Origin of the sequence: Streptomyces sp. NPDC055966 (assembly GCF_042269865.1) — a bacterium.
Lineage (GTDB): Bacteria > Actinomycetota > Actinomycetes > Streptomycetales > Streptomycetaceae > Streptomyces.
Map to the genome: position 1 here is coordinate 171,463 of NZ_JBHJYK010000006.1, position 16,444 is coordinate 187,906.

The 16,444-nt window shown below is 70.2% G+C and carries 13 protein-coding genes and 2 pseudogenes; 7 read left to right on the plus strand and 8 right to left on the minus strand.

Features of this window, described 5'->3' with window-relative positions; translation table 11 throughout:
* Nucleotides 1-131: 131 nt before the first annotated feature.
* From ACFC8N_RS15155 to ACFC8N_RS15170, 4 genes and pseudogenes are all read left to right on the plus strand, one after another.
* Nucleotides 132-545, plus strand: coding sequence for an ArnT family glycosyltransferase (locus ACFC8N_RS15155; protein ID WP_376288378.1), 414 nt, complete (start codon nt 132-134; stop codon nt 543-545).
* A gap of 65 nt (nt 546-610) precedes the next feature.
* Complete coding sequence (locus ACFC8N_RS15160; protein ID WP_376288379.1) at nt 611-1,708, plus strand: integrase core domain-containing protein; 1,098 nt, start codon at nt 611-613, stop codon at nt 1,706-1,708.
* Between the two features lie 21 nt (nt 1,709-1,729).
* Nucleotides 1,730-2,242, plus strand: a pseudogene (locus ACFC8N_RS15165) (epoxide hydrolase); the annotation flags it as partial.
* Nucleotides 2,243-3,052: pseudogene (locus ACFC8N_RS15170) on the plus strand (transposase family protein).
* Between the two features lie 147 nt (nt 3,053-3,199).
* On the opposite strand, the gene ACFC8N_RS15175 reads toward ACFC8N_RS15170, so the two are convergent.
* The 4 genes from ACFC8N_RS15175 to ACFC8N_RS15190 form a co-directional block, all read right to left on the minus strand.
* A complete protein-coding gene (locus tag ACFC8N_RS15175) occupies nt 3,200-4,582 on the minus strand; it encodes a sensor histidine kinase (RefSeq protein WP_376288380.1) in 1,383 nt (460 codons plus the stop codon).
* Nucleotides 4,579-5,256, minus strand: a complete 678-nt coding sequence (locus ACFC8N_RS15180; protein WP_356027016.1) for a response regulator transcription factor — start codon at nt 5,254-5,256, stop codon at nt 4,579-4,581. The genes ACFC8N_RS15175 and ACFC8N_RS15180 overlap by 4 nt, the downstream gene beginning before the upstream one ends.
* A gap of 3 nt (nt 5,257-5,259) precedes the next feature.
* Nucleotides 5,260-7,422 carry an MMPL family transporter gene (locus ACFC8N_RS15185; RefSeq protein WP_376288381.1) on the minus strand — a complete coding sequence of 721 codons (2,163 nt, stop codon included), beginning with the start codon at nt 7,420-7,422 and terminating at the stop codon, nt 5,260-5,262.
* Between the two features lie 403 nt (nt 7,423-7,825).
* The gene (locus tag ACFC8N_RS15190; protein ID WP_376288382.1) at nt 7,826-8,059 is read right to left on the minus strand and encodes a hypothetical protein; all 234 of its coding nucleotides are present in this window, start codon (nt 8,057-8,059) and stop codon (nt 7,826-7,828) included.
* 328 nt (nt 8,060-8,387) lie between these two features.
* Between ACFC8N_RS15190 and ACFC8N_RS15195 the strand changes: the two genes are divergently transcribed.
* The gene (locus tag ACFC8N_RS15195) at nt 8,388-10,703 is read left to right on the plus strand and encodes a SpoIIE family protein phosphatase (protein ID WP_376288383.1); all 2,316 of its coding nucleotides are present in this window, start codon (nt 8,388-8,390) and stop codon (nt 10,701-10,703) included.
* Nucleotides 10,704-10,734: 31 nt separating this feature from the next.
* Here the strand turns inward: ACFC8N_RS15195 and ACFC8N_RS15200 are convergent, their stop codons facing one another.
* The 4 genes from ACFC8N_RS15200 to ACFC8N_RS15215 all read right to left on the minus strand — a co-directional run bounded on the left by ACFC8N_RS15200 (nt 10,735) and on the right by ACFC8N_RS15215 (nt 14,864).
* Nucleotides 10,735-10,899 (minus strand): hypothetical protein, encoded by a 165-nt coding sequence (locus ACFC8N_RS15200; protein WP_362820277.1) that lies wholly within the window; start codon nt 10,897-10,899, stop codon nt 10,735-10,737.
* 336 nt (nt 10,900-11,235) lie between these two features.
* Nucleotides 11,236-12,759, minus strand: a complete 1,524-nt coding sequence (locus ACFC8N_RS15205; RefSeq protein ID WP_376288384.1) for an MFS transporter — start codon at nt 12,757-12,759, stop codon at nt 11,236-11,238.
* Between the two features lie 250 nt (nt 12,760-13,009).
* Entirely contained in the window at nt 13,010-13,759 is a 750-nt protein-coding gene (locus ACFC8N_RS15210) for a glucose 1-dehydrogenase (RefSeq protein WP_376288385.1), read from the minus strand.
* A gap of 109 nt (nt 13,760-13,868) precedes the next feature.
* A complete protein-coding gene (locus ACFC8N_RS15215) occupies nt 13,869-14,864 on the minus strand; it encodes an aldo/keto reductase (RefSeq protein WP_376288386.1) in 996 nt (331 codons plus the stop codon).
* 95 nt (nt 14,865-14,959) lie between these two features.
* On the opposite strand from ACFC8N_RS15215, the gene ACFC8N_RS15220 reads away from it, so the two are divergent.
* Both ACFC8N_RS15220 and ACFC8N_RS15225 read left to right on the plus strand, forming a co-directional pair.
* Complete coding sequence (locus ACFC8N_RS15220) at nt 14,960-15,664, plus strand: TetR/AcrR family transcriptional regulator (protein WP_362820273.1); 705 nt, start codon at nt 14,960-14,962, stop codon at nt 15,662-15,664.
* 204 nt (nt 15,665-15,868) lie between these two features.
* Entirely contained in the window at nt 15,869-16,426 is a 558-nt protein-coding gene (locus ACFC8N_RS15225) for a zinc-binding dehydrogenase (RefSeq protein WP_376288387.1), read from the plus strand.
* Nucleotides 16,427-16,444: the final 18 nt, after the last annotated feature.

Below are 16,444 nucleotides of genomic sequence, written 5' to 3' on the forward strand. Positions count from 1 at the left end.
AGGCGCTGGCCGGGGGCGCTTCACCGCGTGTGGACTGGGTGCGTAGGGTACGAGCGGCCCGGGAGCGTGCGGGCCGGGCCGCCCCCGGCCGGGTGACGCGACCGAGGGGCCGAGGACGGGGCGTAGCGGGGATGACGGACGCGACGGACGTGGGGTGGCGTGCGGACGGGGAGGCCGGCGGGGGGATCGCACCGCTGGACCGGCGGGTGTTCGCCGTCGCCGTGGTGGTCTTAGCCGTGCTGATGGCGCTGTCGCCGCGCTACGGCTTCCACCTCGACGAGCTGTACTTCCTGGACTGCGCTCGGCACCTTCAGGCGAGCTATGTGGACCAGCCGGCGCTGGCGCCTCTGCTGGCCCGGGTCTCGCTGTCGCTGTTCGGGGTCTCGGAGGCGGGCCTGCGGCTGTGGCCCGCGCTGGCCGCCGCGGGCACGGTGGTCGTGGGCGGGATGACCGCGCGGGAGTTCGGCGGCGCGCGGCGGGCCCTGCCCTTGCCGGAAACCTCGTCCGTACAGGTGAGAGCGGTATGCGGGTTTCGCGGGTCTTGACACTCCCGGTCGGTTGGGCCGGTGCTCCGGTGCGCGTGCCGGACGCTGCGGGAACATGATCGGCCGTGCTGCTGCGACTGGCTTACCTGGGCGTGACGAACGCGTTCGTCATGCTGCGCCTGCTGCCGATGAGCGACCGGGACAAGGACGTGGAGATTCTGGTGCTGCGCCATCAGATTGCGATGTTGGAGCGGCAGCTGGGCGGGAACAGGCCGCGGTTCGAGCCGGGCGATCGGGCGTTCCTGGCGGCGTTGCTGCACCGGCTCCCGCGGGATGTGCTGCGTCGGTTGCGGTTGTTGGTGCGGCCGGACACGGTGTTGCGATGGCACCGTGACTTGGTCGCGCGCCGCCATGCCGCCGGGTCCCGGCCCAAGCGCCCGGGCCGGCCGCGCACCGTGCACTCCATCCGCGTCCTGGTGCTGCGCCTGGCGCGCGAGAATCCCGGCTGGGGCTACAGGAGGGTGCACGGCGAGCTGCTCGTGCTGGGGGTAAAGGTGGCCGCATCCACGGTATGGGAGATCTTGAAGGAGGCGGGGATCGACCCGGCGCCCGAACGGAGCTCCAGTACCTGGGGCGACTTCCTGCGCTCCCAAGCCGATGCCCTGCTGGCCTGCGACTTCTTCGAGAAGGTCACCCTGACCGGAGTGCGGCTGTACGTGTTCGCCGTCATCGAGCACGGCAGTCGCCGGGGCCGCGTCCTGGGCGCCACTGCCCACCCGACCGCGTCCTGGGTGGTCCAGGCCGCGAAGAATCTCGTGATGGACCTGGAGGACGCGGGCTCTCGGGCAAGGTTCATGATCCGGGACAGGGACGGCAAGTTCCCCGGGCTGTTCGACGCCATCTTGAAGGACGTGGGGATCGAGGTCGTGCTCAGCGGGGTCCGGATGCCGAGAATGAACGCGACCGTGGAGCGGTGGGTGCAAACGTGCCGGCGCGAGCTGCTGGACCGGACCTTGATCTGGAACCAGCGGCACCTGCTGAACGTCCTGCGTGAGTTCGAGCAGTTCTACAACGGACACCGGCCGCATCAGGGCATCGCGAACGCCCGTCCGCTCTACCCGCTGCCCGCCCCGATCGCCGGTCCGGACCAAATAGCCCGCCTCGACATACGAAGACGCGATGGCCTCGGCGGCATCCTTCACGAGTACGAACACGCCGCCTGACCTGCACGGACGGAGATATCTGCAAGGGCAACGTTCGACGACCCGACGCCCGCGGAGCTGGCGAATCTCGAGGCCGAGAAGGAGATGCAGCGCACCGGCCAGGGGTACTCGGCGATCCAGGCGACCCGGCCGCAGACGCTCGGCTACGGCCTCACCGACTCCCCGGCGGGACAGGCCGCCTGGATCGCCGAGAAGTTCTGGGCGTGGACGGACAACGACGGCCATCCCGAGGACGCGTTGTCGCGGCAGACGATCCTCGACGAGATCTCGGTCTATTGGTTCACCGCGTCGGCCACCTCGTCGGCGCGCCTGTACTGGGAGAGCTTCGCCAACTTCCGGGACAAGGTGACCGCGCCATCCGGGCTGTCGGTCTACCCGCGCGACATAACCCGCCCGTCGAGGCGGGAGGCCGAGCTGCGGTTCACCGACCTGCGCTGGTTCGAGGAACTGCCGCATGGTGGCCACTTCGCCGCGCTGGAGCAGCCGGAGTCGCTGGTCAAGCAGGTGCGCGGGTTCTTCCGCCTGTTCCGCTGACTGTCCGGTCTTGTCTGCACCGCCCGCCTGCCGCTGTCGAGCGCCACCCTGAACCATCTCGCCGACCTGATACGCAGCCATCTGAAGAAGATCGGCTCGCCGTGGCGGGCCCGGCCCACAGGAAAGATCGCGGGGGATCGTGCTGGCGGTCCTGCGCTGTGACCAGCGGCCCGGCGACCTGGCCGGTGGGAACGGGGTGCACCGCACCACCGTCACCCGCTGAGTGCGCGAGGTCGTCGGTCTGCTGGCTGCCCGCGCCCCGCGCCTGGACCGCGTGCTGAAGAAGATCGCCCGAAAGGGCGGCGGGATCGTACTGCTGGACGGCACGTTGATCCGCACCCGCAGACGCAGCGGAGACGAGAACCGGAAGAACTACTCCGGCAAGAGCAAATGCCATGGCCTGCTCGTGATCGCGCTCACCGACGACAAGGCCGACTGATCTGGGTCTCGGCCACCCGGCCCGGACGGGCCTCGGAGATCACCGCCTGCCGACACGATCAGCTCACGCACAAGTTGCGGACGGCCGGGCTCGGGGCCATCGCCGACCTGGGGTTCGTCGGACTCGACGACACAGATCCCGACGCCGACCTCGCGGTGATCAGCGGCTGCAAGGCCGTCCGGAACCGGCCCCTGACGCGAGGGCAGAAGCTCTCCCACAAAGCGCCCGCGGCCGTCCGGGCTCCGGTCGAGAACGGCTTCGCCCACCTCGAGAACTGGCGCGTGCTCGGCAAGGTTCGCACCGACCCGAGATGGGCGACCGCCCTGGTCGGGGCCCTGCTGGTCCTCACAGACCGCGAAGTCTCCCGGTGACCGATGATCTCCGCCGTAGTCATCCGCCCACGACCAGCCCGAGCGCTCCGAACTCCGCGCACACCAGCCTCTTGACCTGCGGCTTCACGATGCACGCCGCTCAATGGGCAACAGGGGCACCCATGCCTTCAAACGCCACGCTTCAGGTCAGCGCGGCAGGGCCACCACGGCGCGCGTTCCGCCGCCGTCGGTTTCGGTGAGCGTGATCGTGCCGCCGTGCGCCGTGGCGATCTCCCGGGCGATGGGCAGCCCGAGCCCGGTGGAGCGGGTGCCGTGTCCCCTGTCGGCGTCGAGGCGGACGAAGCGGTCGAAGACCCGCTCGCGTTCCTCGACCGGGATTCCCGGTCCGTCATCGCCGATCTCGACCCGGATGCCGTCCGGTTCGACCCCCGCCGTGACGGACACCCTCGTCCGCGCGTACCGGGCGGCGTTGTCGATGAGGTTGCGGAACAGCCGGGACAGGTCCTCCGGGTTGCCGGTCACCGTGGTGTGCGCCGGGACCGCGAGCTCGATCTCCAGGTGCGGCGCCGTGGTTGTCGCCCGGATCTCGGCGAGCAACGCGGACAGGTCGGCGGTTTGCCGGCGCGCGGCCAGCTTTCCGGCGTCGGCCCTGGCCAGGGCGAGGAGTTGGGAGATCAGCGCTTCGAGGCGTTCGGTCTGCCGGGCGGCCCGTGAGGCGATGTCGGGCCAGGGTGCGCGGTCGGGGTGTGCGAGTCCGACCTCGAGGCCGGTGCGGATGGCCGTCAGGGGGCTGCGGAGTTCGTGGCTGGCGTCGGCGACGAAGCGGCGTTGCCGTGCGGCGGAGTCGTCCAGCCGGGCGAGCATGTCGTTCATGGTGCGGGCCAGGTGGCCGATCTCGTCGTCGGTGCCGGGCTCGGGGACGCGCTGGGACAACTCGGCGGCGGTGATGGCGGTGGCGGTGCGCCGGATCTGCTCCACCGGCCGCAGCGCGCGGCCGACCACCCACCACACGGTGCCGCATGCCACCAGGAGCGTGCCCGGCACGCCGATGACGAGCAGCCGGGCGAAGGTCTCGTCGACCTGGTCTCGTTGGCTGGTGGCAGTCAGGGTGATGACGGTGACCGGTCGGCCGCCGACCTTGGTGTGCTCGCCGAGGACGGAGAGCTCGCCGGGAAGGACGCCGTCGGCGGCCTTCTGCCGAACCGGGGTCGTGGCATCCGCCGCAAGCGTGAACACAGCCGGTCTGCCGGCCAGATTGCGTGTGGAGGCGATGACGGTCCCGTCCGGCGCGAGGACCTGGGACTGGGCCTGCGTGTCGAGCACCGACGGCGGCAGTGGCTGCGGGAACGCCCCGCCGGTGGCCGACTGCTCGATCTGTACTGCGTAGGTGCGCAGTTGCCCGGCGATGGTGCGCTTGGCCTGGCCGACCTGCAGCAGGTACATCACGAGGAGCCCGATGACGACGGCCGCGGTGAGCGCGAGACCGGCGATGACCGTGACGCGGGTCCGCACGGTGCGGGGGCGCGCGCCGTGTGCCAGACGGCGCCAGGCGCGCGCAAGCCCGGTCATGGTTTCTCGCTTCTGATGACGTATCCCTTGCCTCGCACGGTCTCGATGACGGTCGGCCCGCTCGGCCTCTCGATCTTGCGCCGCAGCCGGTGCACGAGGACCTCGACGATCGCCGGGTCGCCGGTGGAGTGGGCGTCCCAGCAGTGTTCCAGCAGTTCGGCCTTGGAGATGACGGAGCCCTTGCGCCGCAGCAGGTACTCCAGCACGGCGGCCTCCCGGCCGGTCACCTCCAGGGGCGCCCCGTCGCGGGTGACGGTGCGTCCGGCGGGGTCCAGTGCCAGGCCGGCGGCGATGAGCACCGCCGGCCTGGCACCGAGGGTGCGTCGGGTCAGGGAGCGCAAGTGCGCGAGGAGGACCGGGTAGGAGAACGGCTTGGAGAGGTAGTCGTCCGCACCGGAGTCCAGCCCCTCGGCGTGGTCGAGGTCGTCGTCCATGGCGGTGAGCATCAGGATCGGCGTCCAGCGCTCGCGCTCGCGCAGGCGCTTGGCCACCTGGTACCCGTCCAGGCCAGGCAGCATGACGTCCAGCACGATGACGTCGTAGGCGTTCTCCGTCGCCATCCACAGTCCGTCCGTGCCGTTGTCCGTCGCGTCGACGACGTACCCCTCGGCCTGCAGGCCCCAGACCAGGGCCTCGGCGACGTCCGGCTCGTCCTCGACCACCAGCACCCGCACGGCCTATGCCTCCCCGATCCGCTGCGGAACCAGCTCCGGACGGGCCTCGTCGGCTGACCGCGTCACCGGGAGCCGGAGCAGTCGCGCGGCCCGGTCCGGCAGCCACCAGTTCCAGTCACCGAACAGCGAGACCAGTGCGGGCAGCAGCAGCATCCGGACCACCATAGCGTCCAGCACCACCCCGAACGCCAGGCCCATGGCGATCTCGCGCACGGTGACGTCGTTCGCCGTGGCCAGCGAGGCGAGCGCGAAGAACAGGATCAACGCGGCGGAGGTCACCAGGCGGCCGGTGCGCGACACACCCTCGATGATGCCCTCCCGCGTGGATCCGGTGCGGTCGTATCCCTCGCGGACCCTGGCCAGGATGAACACCTCATAGTCCATGGACACGCCGAACAGGAACCCGAAGATCAGCACCGGGGCAAGGGTGTCGATCGCGCCGTAGGTGGACGCGCCCCACAGCGCCTTCATGCCGATGCCGTGCTGGAAGACGATCACCAGCAGGCCGTAGGAGGCCGCCACGGACAGCATGTTGAGCAGCACGGCCTTGGCGGGTAGCAGGACCGACCGCATCCCGCGGGTCAGCAGCAGGAAGGTGACCACCGCGACCACAGCGAACAGCAGCGGGAACGAGCCGTAGGTGGCGCTGGTCTCGTCGATCTTCTGTGCGCCCTCGCCACCGGCCAGCACACCGGGTGGGACGCTGCGGCGGATGTCGGCCAGCGAGGTGCCGCCGTCGGCACTGCCGACCTCGTGGTACGGGATCGCGATGACCATCGCGCTGCCCCCGGTGTGCCAGGCCGGTCCTGCCGGGGCTGCGGCGCCGCGCAGGCTGGAAACGGTGTCCAGGGCGTTCACGGTGTTCCCCGCGCCGACGGCGTTCGGGACGTACACCGGCACCGCGGTCAACGTCCCGGACGGGAATCCGTCGGTTTCCAGGGTGTGCAGGCCGTCGGTGTAGGCGCCGGCGGTGGCCAGTGCGTGGCTGCTCGGCGTGCTGATGTCGATGGTCGCGGCGGTGGCGGTCAGCGCGGCCAGGATGCCCAGGCCCGCGACCGCCGAAGCCACGCGGTGCTTGATCACGAACTTCGACCAGCCGGTCCAGAACCGGCTGTCCGCCTGCCGTCGCGACGCCCGCCGCGGCCAGTCCACCCGCGGCCCGATCTTGGACAGCACCGCAGGGAGCAGCGTCAGCGCGACCAGGGTCGCGGTGGAGGGGATGAACAGCCCGGACACACCGATGCCGCGGACCATCGAGTTGGGGATGACGGTCAGCGCGAACAGGCCGAGCGAGGCCACCATGCCGCTGAACCAGACGCTGTGCCCGGCCCGCTGCACGGCCGCGCGCACCGCTTCTTCGTTGCTCTTGCCGGCCGCGCGCTCCTCGCGCCAGCGGGTGACCACCAGCAGCGAGTAGTCGATCGACAGGCCCAGGCCCAGCAGCGCCACGATGTACTGCACGGCCGGGTGGATCGGCGAGGACGACGGCATCAGGAACGTCAGCCCGTAGACGAGCAGTTGCATCGTCAGCACCGAGATCAGGGCCATGACCAGCGGCAACAGCGCCAGCAGCGACCCGAACACCCAGGTCAGGATCACCAGCGCGCCGACCGCTCCGATGATCAGCTCACCGGTGACGCTGGAGTTGCCGCCGCCGGTGGTGTTGCCGGCCTCCAGTGCCCGCAGACTGGTGCCGTGCACGGTCAGACCTGGCGCCGCGGCTGTGACAGCCCTGGTGAGGGCGTCGATCTGATCGGTGGCCATGTCGTCACCGGGCTTCGGCGGATAGGCCAGGACGATCGTGCTCGTCCCACCGTTCCCGACCAGCGTCCGACTGCCGGTCGAGGCATAGGAGACCAGGCGCAGGCTCGGCGCCGCCGTGGCGATGCCCCTGTCCACCGCCCGCAGTTTCGCCCGCGCCTGCGGCGAATTGACGGTCTGCCCGGTCGGGAGGTCCAGGACCACGACAGCGGGGTCCTGGGTCGCACCTCCGTAGCTCCGGGCGATCTGCACGTTGGCGGTGTAGCCGGGGCCGGTGACATGGGTGCCTGGTTGCAGCCGGCCCGAGAGCGACGGCGCCACCAGCATGCCCACCACCGTGATCACCAGCCAGCTGAGACCCACCACCAGCCGATGGCGGATCACCCATCCGCTCAGCTTCTCCACGATTCCCTCCCAGTGACCGGCAGCGGCGGCAGCCGCTGCTCACCTCACTGACGGAAGGTAGGGAGAGCTTCCTTACCGGACGCTTTCAGCGCCCGGCACGGACCGGCACACGCTCGTGCGGTGCCGCGTCAGGAACGTCCGGTTCCCGGCCCGACGGCGCGCGCCTCACGGTCACGCCGACATGTCCTGTTCGCCGCCTTCGGCGCCTCCGTGCACGACGCCGTCGCGCACGGCATTCCCGAGGACCACTGCCTGCGCGTCGGCGACCTGGCCAGCATCGACTGCGGAGCAGCCGCAGTGCGTCATGAGATATGTGCCGGCGAGCGTGGCCGCTCTTCCCGGTCGTCATGGGAGGCAGCACTCGGGCCGACGCCGCCGGCCGAGCGGGGCTGTGGCCACGCGGTCACTGCCAGGAGGAGGGGATCAGCGCGCGGAACCCTGTGATCAGCGCGTTGAGGCCCACCACGAACTCATCATCGCTGTCGACATCCGCAAGAACGTCGACGCCTCGCACGAGCAGCGGGAGAGCGGCCTCGTCACGCGAGCTGAAGAGCAGTCGGCGGTGACGGTGCCCTTGGCGCTGCAACGCTGCGACGTCGGTGAAGATGCCCGCGCCGTTGATGGGGTCGGGCAGCATCGAGGCTGCCAGCCGACGCGTCGAGGTGCTCGAAGCCGGTATGTGGGGGCTGGTCGACGGGAAGATCGCGGAGGCGTGGTTCGTCGCGGGTGAGTACGTCTTGTCGCAGGCACTGGGGCTGCGATCGATGGATGGAGTCACAGGCTGATCTGCGGATCATCATCGAATCGAAGAAGGATGGGACCGGGTGCCGAGCGAAGCTCGACCACTCCGGTGATACTGGGATACGCGAGCGAACTGGGCCAGCGCGAGAGACGGTCGAGTGATCATGACCGAGTCGACAGGCAGGGCCGGCCCGGAGGCCGGATCTGAGGACGGCCCGAAGAGCGTGGCGTCCCTGGTCGTCGATGACCTGGGCATCGTGGTGGAGTGGAGTCCGGCCGCCGAACACCTACTGGGTTACCCCGCGCAGCAAGTCCTCGGCCGGGCAGCACAGGAATTCCTTGTCACCGACGCGTCGGGGGATGACAACTGCGCCGACGTAATACTCCAGCACCAGGACGGGCATCACATCGGCTGTCGGGTGCGCGTGCGTGCCGGGCGGGCCAGGCGTGCGGCGGTGTGCTGGAACGTCGATGTGCTTCCGGCCGGGCAAGCGGGTGCTTCCGCTGTCGACCGCGCTCTTCTGGAAGCGCTGTTCACCCGGTCCCCGATCGGCCTGTTCGTCCTGAACCCCCAGCTGCGCCTGATGAGGTACAACGCCGCAGCGGAAGGGATGCAAGGTACCCGGGTGACGGAGGGGCTGGGCCTGCGGCCGACCGAGGTATGGCCCGATTTCAGCGCCGAGGTGGCCGAGCGAGTGATGGCCGGGGTGCTCGAGAGCGGCGAGCCTGTACTTGGCTTCGAGAAGCGCGGCCGTCCGCCCGGTGACCCTTCATGTGAGCATGTCTATTCGGCGTCCGCGTTCCGTCTGCAAGCTCCCGACGGTCGGGTTCTGGGAGTGGCCGACCTTGTCATCGACGTCACCGAGCGCCACCGCGCCCAGCAGCGGCTCGCTCTGATCGCTCAAGCCGGTTCCCGGATCGGGACGACCCTGGACGTGCTGCGCACCGCTGATGAACTCGCGGACGTGGTGGTGCCCCGGCTGGCCGACAGCGTGGCCGTGGACCTTCTCGAGCCGGTTTTGGCGGGGGAGGAGGTTCCGAATCGGCCGGGCGAGGGCGGCTGGGCTCTGCGGCGCGCCGCATCCCGGTCCGTCCGCACCGACACGGACCCCGGGGTGTACGCGATCGGAGAGGTCAGCAGCTATCCCGACGACGCGCCCGCTGCCCGGGTGCTCATCGACCACACGCCGCGTCTGGTGCCCGCACTGGGTGAGGACAGCCCGTGGGTACAGGGCGACCCGGTGCGTGCCCGGCGGATGAGGGAGGAGGGAGTTCATTCACTGATGGTGGTCCCGCTGCTGGTCCGCGAGTGTGCGCTCGGACTCGTCAGTTTTCATCGGTGGACCGCTGACGGTGCCTTCCAGGAGGACGACCTCACCTTGGCCCAGGATCTCGCCGCCCGCGCCGCGGTCGCCCTGGACAACGCCCGTCGCTACCTGCGGGAACGCAATGCGGTGCTGACCCTCCAGCGCGGTCTGCTTCCTAGAGAGCTTCCCACCGCTCCCACGGTTCAGGCGGCACACCACTGGGTGCACTCCGGTGCGGGTGGCGACTGGACCGATGTCCTCGCGCTGCCCGGAGCGCGTGCGGCCTTCGTAGTGGGCAGCACACCCGGCCACGGTGTGCATACCGCGGCCACCATGGGGCGGTTGCGCACCGCTGTGCACACCCTGGCCGCCCTCGACCTCCCACCCGACGAGGTCATGGCCCGCCTCGACGACCTGGTCCGCCAGATGGACGCCGAGGCCGCTGATCGGGTGAGCGACAGCCCTGCCGGTGCCACCTGCCTCTACCTGGTCTACGACCCCGTCATGTGCCGGTGCATCGCAGGGACTGCCGGCCCCGCAGGGCTGGCCTTGGTGGACGCGGACCAGACCGTGGCCTTCCCCGACGTCCCAGCAGGACCGCTTCTCGGCCGATCCGGGCCTCCGTTCGTCAAGACCACGATGGACCTGCCCGAAGGCAGCACGCTGGTCCTTTTCACCCAGGGGCTGCTGCAGGCTTTCAGCAGCGACGCCGGCCACCGTGAGCTCGCGCGCCTGTTGTCCAGGGGCAGCCAGTCGCCTCAGGACCTCTGCCTGAGGCTCACGGAGACGTTGGTTCCCCCGGATCCCCCGAACGACGCGGCGGTCCTCGTGGCCGGCACCCGCACCCTCGACCCCGCACGTGTCGCCACCTGGGTATTGCCTGCCGATCCGGCGGCCGTCGCCACGGCCCGCTCCCTGACCGCCCGCCAGTTGAGCCACTGGGCCATGGAGGACGAGGTGTTCGCCACCGAGCTCATCGTCAGCGAGCTCGTCACCAACGCCATCCGGTACGCCAAACCTCCCGTACAGCTGCGCCTGATCCGAGACCGCACGCTGACTGTCGAGGTTTCCGACGGCAGCAGCGCTGCCCCCTACCTGCGTCACGCCCGCACGACCGACGAAGGCGGCCGTGGTCTGCTGCTGGTGTCCCAGTTCACGCATCGGTGGGGTACCCGGTACGAGGACCGCGGCAAGACGATCTGGGCCGAGGAGCCTGTCGCGTCGGCAGCCTGATCGGGCACGTCGAGGGCGACGCGCGGTCCGGTCACGGCTCCAGCAGCTGATGCGTGGCATCGAGCGCCACGCGGTCGCCGAACACGTCCCCGTCCCGTGGCGTAGTCGCCTGCGCGACCCGATCGACGACGCCCTGCTCACGCGTGGCCACGAACGCCGCGTCGCCGCCGGGCCCACTGCCTTCTGCCCGCTGCAACTCGCCTTGACACCGGCATGGTGGTCTCCCCTCTTGACGGGGGTCACCCGCGCGCCCCGGCTCCCGGCTCGGTCGACCGGTCTTCCCGCAGGTCCTCACCTTCCGTAGGGGGGCAGTGGTGACACCGGGGGCGAACAGGGGCAGAAGATCAGCTCCATGAACGAGGTGCGTGCCTCCGTTGTTGTAATCCGCCGAGGTGCACCACACGCAGACGCACAGCTCGCGCGTATGCCCGGCGTGTTCCTGTGCCGGTTTCACGGAAGTGCGGCCGGAGTGCTCGCGACATGGTTGGGCTGGTGACATGGATTCTTCGCCCGTTCTGGTGGCGAGTCACGATCACGGCGCCTCGTCCCGGTGGCCGCTCAGCATGGCGATCAGGATGGCGACCAGCAGCACGATGCCTGCCGCGGTGCGGTAGCCGTCGGCGACGGCGTGAGCAAAGGCGGCGACGGTCTGCTGATGGACGGTGCCGCTGAGGTGCGCCGCCTGCGTGAGGGCGTCGGCGGTCGACCGGGCCCCCGCGAGCGGCGGCGGCAGGTGCCCGGTGAACCGGGAGGTGAGGACCGAGCCGACCACGGCGACGCCGAGTGCGGCGCCCATCTCCCGAGAGGCACTGTTCAGGCCCGCTCCGGCGCCGGCCCGGTGGCTGGGCAGCGCGGACACGACGGAGAGGGACAGTGCCGGGCCGGCCAGGCCGACGCCACATCCCATGAGGACCAGCCAGAGCGCGTAGAGGGTGTAGGGGGTGCGGGCGTCGGCGAAGGAGAGGAGCACCAGTCCGCAGGCGATCACGGCCATGCCGGTCACTGTCGCTGCCCGAGCGCCCAGACGCCGGACCGCGCGGGGGCTCAGCCGGGAGACCACGGCCATGGTGACGGCCAGCGGCAGTGCGGAGACACCGCTCTGGAGTGGCGAGTACGCCTTGACGTACTGCAGGAACTGCGCGTTGACGAAGAACAGCGCGAACATGCCGAAGAAGGTGGCGACGATGCCGAGCGTGCCGGACAGCAGCGATGGAAGCCGGAACAGCCGGGGGTCCAGCAGCGGATGCTCGACCCGCAGCTCGTACCGGATGAAGATGGCCAGCAGGACGACGGCGGCGCCGTATCCGCACAGCACACCGGTGGAGCTCCACTCGAGGGCTGGGCCCTCGATGATCCCGAACAGCAGGGCGACGAATCCGGCGAGCAGCAGCAATGAGCCGACCGGGTCGAGGTTGGCCGGGCTGGTCGCCGTACGCGGAGTGATGGCGCCGACGGCGGCGATCAGCGCGAGAGCCAGCGGGACGTACACCCAGAACAGCGCCTGCCACGGCAGGTACTGCACTACTGCCGCGCCGCCGATGTTGCCGAGCAGGCCGGCCACCGCCGTGGAAGCCGTCCAGGTGGCTACTGCCGCCTGCCGCTTCTGCTTGGGGACCACGTGGAGCAGCACCGACATCGTGGCGGGCATGACCAGTGCTGCTCCGGCCCCGGCGAGCAGGCGTCCGGCGATCAGAACGGGGAGGGCGGGGGCGGCCGCGCAGAGCAGGCAACCGGCGGCGAACACGGCCAGTCCCGCCATCAGCGCGCCCTTGCGGCCGTGCCGGTCGCCGAACGCCCCGGCAGGAATGAGCAGCCCGGCGAACGCGACGGTGTAGGCGTCCACCACCCACAGCAGCTGGGAGGCGGAAGGGTGCAGCGAGCCGGCGGACATCTGGGGTACTGCGAGGTTCACCGCGGCCACCACGGACATCACCACGGCCACACAGGCGCACATCAGGGCGAGCACGGCTGCGTGGCCGGGGGAGGCGGACCGGGCCGGGGTGGAGGTGGGCGTCGGGGTGGGCGTGGGGGTCGGCGATACCGACGTTGTGGGCATGGATTCCCTCTTGCGAAGAACAGATGGGTGGGAGGGCGGCCGTCGGCGCCGGGTGGTGGGGGGGTGCGGCGCGCGGTGGGGGAGGGGGAATGGCCAAGCGGTGGTGCACCGCCGGACAGGCGGGTGTTTCTCGGGGATGTTCAGTGGCGCGGATCGGGGCCGGTCAGGGCCCCGATCCGGGCCGTGACCGGCGCGTTTCCTCAGCACGTCACGGGCGTGCCCGGGCTAGTCGGTCGAGCCGGTGATCGCATCAGTTGCTGGAGCCGCCGTTCATGAGGACCTCCTCGCCGGTGATGAAGAAGGACTCGTCCGAGGCGAGGAATCCGGCGACGTCCGCCACGTCGGCGGGGGTGGCCAGGCGTCCGAGCGGAACGCTGTCGGCCAGGGCCTTCTTGTACGGGTCGTCGTCGGCGACACCGGTGAAGATGCCGGCACCGTCGATGGGGCCGGGTTGCAGGGAGTTCACGGTGATCCCGCGGTGGGCGACCTCCTGTGCGAGGACGCGGACCAGGTAGTTGGGCGCGTATTTGCTGGTGCCGTACAGGCCCAGGCCCGGCTGGGGGCGGGCGGTCGAGCTGGAGGAGACGTTGATGATGCGCCCGCCGTCGCAGACGTGCCGTGCGGCGGCCTGCAGGACGAAGAACGGGCCCTTGGTGTTGATGCGGAAGAGCAGGTCGAAGTCGCCCTCCGTGACCTCGGTGACGGGGATGTTGACCTTCTCGATGCCCGCGTTGGCGACGACGATGTCGATCTTGCCGAAGGTGTCGAGGGTGGTACGGAAGAGCCGGTCGATGGCGTCGGTCTTTGACACGTCGGCCTGGACGGCGATGGCGCTCACACCGTGCGCGCGGGCTTCTGCCGCCACGGCGTCGGCGGCGGCCTTGTCGCTGACGTAGTTGACCACGACGTCGGCGCCGCGTTCGGCCAGTCGCAGGGCCACGGCCTTGCCCAGTCCTCGGGACGAGCCGGTGACGAGGGCGACCTTGTTCTTCAGGTCCATGGAAGTCCTTCGTGTGGTGATCCCCGCTGAGGGGTGTGAGAAGTGGTCGGGGGCGGTGTCGGCCCGAGGGGTGGGGCCGGCACCGCGGTCCGTGCGGCGCCGAGGTGGGTCAGCGCTCGCTGCCGAGGTGGTGCATCAGGGGTGCGGCGTAGCGGGTGCCGGCGGCGGCGCCAGCCGGGAGGGCCTGCTCGATCGCCGCGAGTTCGGTGTCCGTGAGGACCAGGGCCTGGGCGCCCAGGGCCTCGGTGAGCCGGTCGCGGCGGCGGGCGCCGACCAGGGGAACGATGTCCTTGCCCTGGGCCGCCACCCAGGCGATGGCGACCTGGGCGACAGTGGCGCCCTTGGCCTCGGCGACGGCGCGCAGTGCGTCGACGAGGGCCAGGTTCCGGTCGAGGTTCTCGCCCTGGAAGCGGGGGCTGATGCCGCGGAAGTCCTGGCCGCCGAGCTGCCGGTCCTTGGACCAGTGGCCGGAGAGCAGACCGCGGGAGAGCACGCCGTACGCGGTGATGCCGATACCCAGCTCACGGGCGGTGGGCAGGATCTCGTCCTCGATGCCGCGGGACATCAGGGAGTACTCGATCTGCAGGTCCGCGATCGGGTGCACGGCGTGCGCGCGGCGCAAGGTGTCCGCGCCGACCTCGGACAGGCCGATGTGGCGCACGAGCCCGGCCTGCACCATCTCGGCGATGGCGCCGACGGTCTCCTCGATCGGCACGTTCGGGTCGAGGCGTGCGGGGCGGTAAATGTCGATGTGGTCGGTGCCCAGGCGGCGCAGGGAGTAGGCGAGGAAGTTCTTCACCGCCTCGGGGCGGCCGTCGTAGCCGCTCCAGCCGCCCAGGGCGTCGCGGAGGGCGCCGAACTTGACGCTGATCACGGCGTTGTCGCGGTTGCGGCCGCGCAGGGCGTCCCGGAGCAGCAGCTCGTTGTGGCCCATGCCGTAGAAGTCGCCGGTGTCCAGCAGCGTGATGCCGGCGTCGAGCGCGGCGTGGATCGTGGCGACGGACTCGGTGTCGTCGGCGGGTCCGTACAGGTCCGACATGCCCATCAGGCCGAGGCCGAGAGCGGAGACGGCGGGGCCGTCGGTACCGAGGATGCGGGTGTCCACGTCAGGTGTTCCAATCCGTTGGATGTATCAGTGCTAAAGGATCCGTGTTAGCACCGTTGTGCCGATGCTAACAGTGGTCCTGTAGCGTTGATTCCGTGAGTGGAGAAAATTTTTCGGACACCCGTGAGCGGATCCTGGCCGCGGCCGCGGAGCTGCTGGCCCAGGGCGGCAGCGAGGCCATGTCGACCCGGGCAGTCGGGGCGGCAGCAGGTGTGCAGGCGCCCACCCTCTACCGGCTCTTCGGTGACAAGCAGGGGCTGATCGACGCTGTGATCGCTTACGGCTTCGAGCGCTACCTGGAGGACAAGAAGTCACTGGACCCGAGCCCGGACCCGGTCGACGACCTGCGCCGGGGCTGGGACCTGCACGTGGAGTTCGGGCTGACCCACCCGTCGTTCTACGCCCTGATGTACGGCACGGTGCGCCCCGGCGAGGTGCCCGAGGCGGCGGCCCGGACGTTCGGCGTGCTCATCGGCATGCTGGAACGTGTGGCGCGGGCGGGACGGCTTCGCCTTCAGGTACCGAAAGCCGCCCAGATGATCCAGGCCACGAGCGTCGGGGTCACCCTGAGCCTGATCACCGCACCACCCGAGGCGCGCGATCTCGACCTGTCCACGGGCACCCGCGAGACGGTGCTGGCTGCAGTGACCACCGACCCGCTTCCCGCATCCGCTGACAGCCCGCTCGCCTCACACGCCATCGCGCTCGAAGCGGCGCTGCCCGAGGAACTCCACGGCTTCACCGCTGCCGAGGCCGCACTGCTCAGGGAATGGCTGCGGCGTCTGATGACTGCCGGGTGACGCGGCGGTCGTGCCGTCGTCGGTAACGGTCACAGCATTTCGTTGTGACCGGCCGTGAGATTGTTGTTCCCTCCCTGGCCTCCTCCCGTCGCAGAATCGATGCGTCGGCACCAGAATGAACTGCGGAGACCCTCCGTCAGAGCGTCGTCGATCACGCCCGCGACAAGGAAACGGTTCGACGAAGTCGAAAGCGGAGAGGGAGGTGTGAAGGACGTGGTCGCGCCGCAGGACGTCCTGGCGCGGATCCCGCAGCAGATCTCCTTCGAGCAGGCCGCGCCGCTGATGTGCGCCGGCATCACGGTCTTCAACGCGCTGCGACACTCGGGCGCGGGACCGGGCGACACGGTCGCCATCCACGGCATCGGCGGTCTCGGACACCTGGGCGCGCATGACTACATCGACAGTGCCGAGGCCAGCGCCGGCGAGGCCCTGACGCGGCTCGGCGGCGCGGTTGCGGTCCTTTCCACCGTCGGCTCCAGCCCTGCCCAGGCCGACCTCGTCCAGGGCCTTCGGCCCAACGGCCAGCTGATGATCATCGCTGCCGACCACGAACCGGTGCCGGTCCCCCCGGACCTGCTGGTCTTCGGCCGACGCCGGGTCGTCGGCTGGTACAGCGGCCACGCCAAGGACAGCGAGGACGCCATGACCTTCGCGGCCCTGCACGACATCCGGCCCATGGTGGAGCCACACCCCCTCGAAGAGGCGGAGGCCACCTTCCAGAACATGAGCCGAGCCTGCTACCGGGCTGTCCTCACCCCTTGAACACCCTCGACGGCGCAA

Excerpts from the sequence above, each read along its gene's own strand:
- ACFC8N_RS15175 (WP_376288380.1), bottom strand. The coding sequence starts at position 4,582 with ATGACCGGGCTTGCGCGCGCCTGGCGCCGTCTGGCACACGGCGCGCGC.
- ACFC8N_RS15205 (WP_376288384.1), bottom strand. The coding sequence starts at position 12,759 with ATGCCCACAACGTCGGTATCGCCGACCCCCACGCCCACCCCGACGCCC.
- ACFC8N_RS15210 (WP_376288385.1), bottom strand. The coding sequence starts at position 13,759 with ATGGACCTGAAGAACAAGGTCGCCCTCGTCACCGGCTCGTCCCGAGGA.
- ACFC8N_RS15190 (WP_376288382.1), bottom strand. The coding sequence starts at position 8,059 with ATGCTGCCCGACCCCATCAACGGCGCGGGCATCTTCACCGACGTCGCA.
- ACFC8N_RS15155 (WP_376288378.1), top strand. The coding sequence starts at position 132 with ATGACGGACGCGACGGACGTGGGGTGGCGTGCGGACGGGGAGGCCGGC.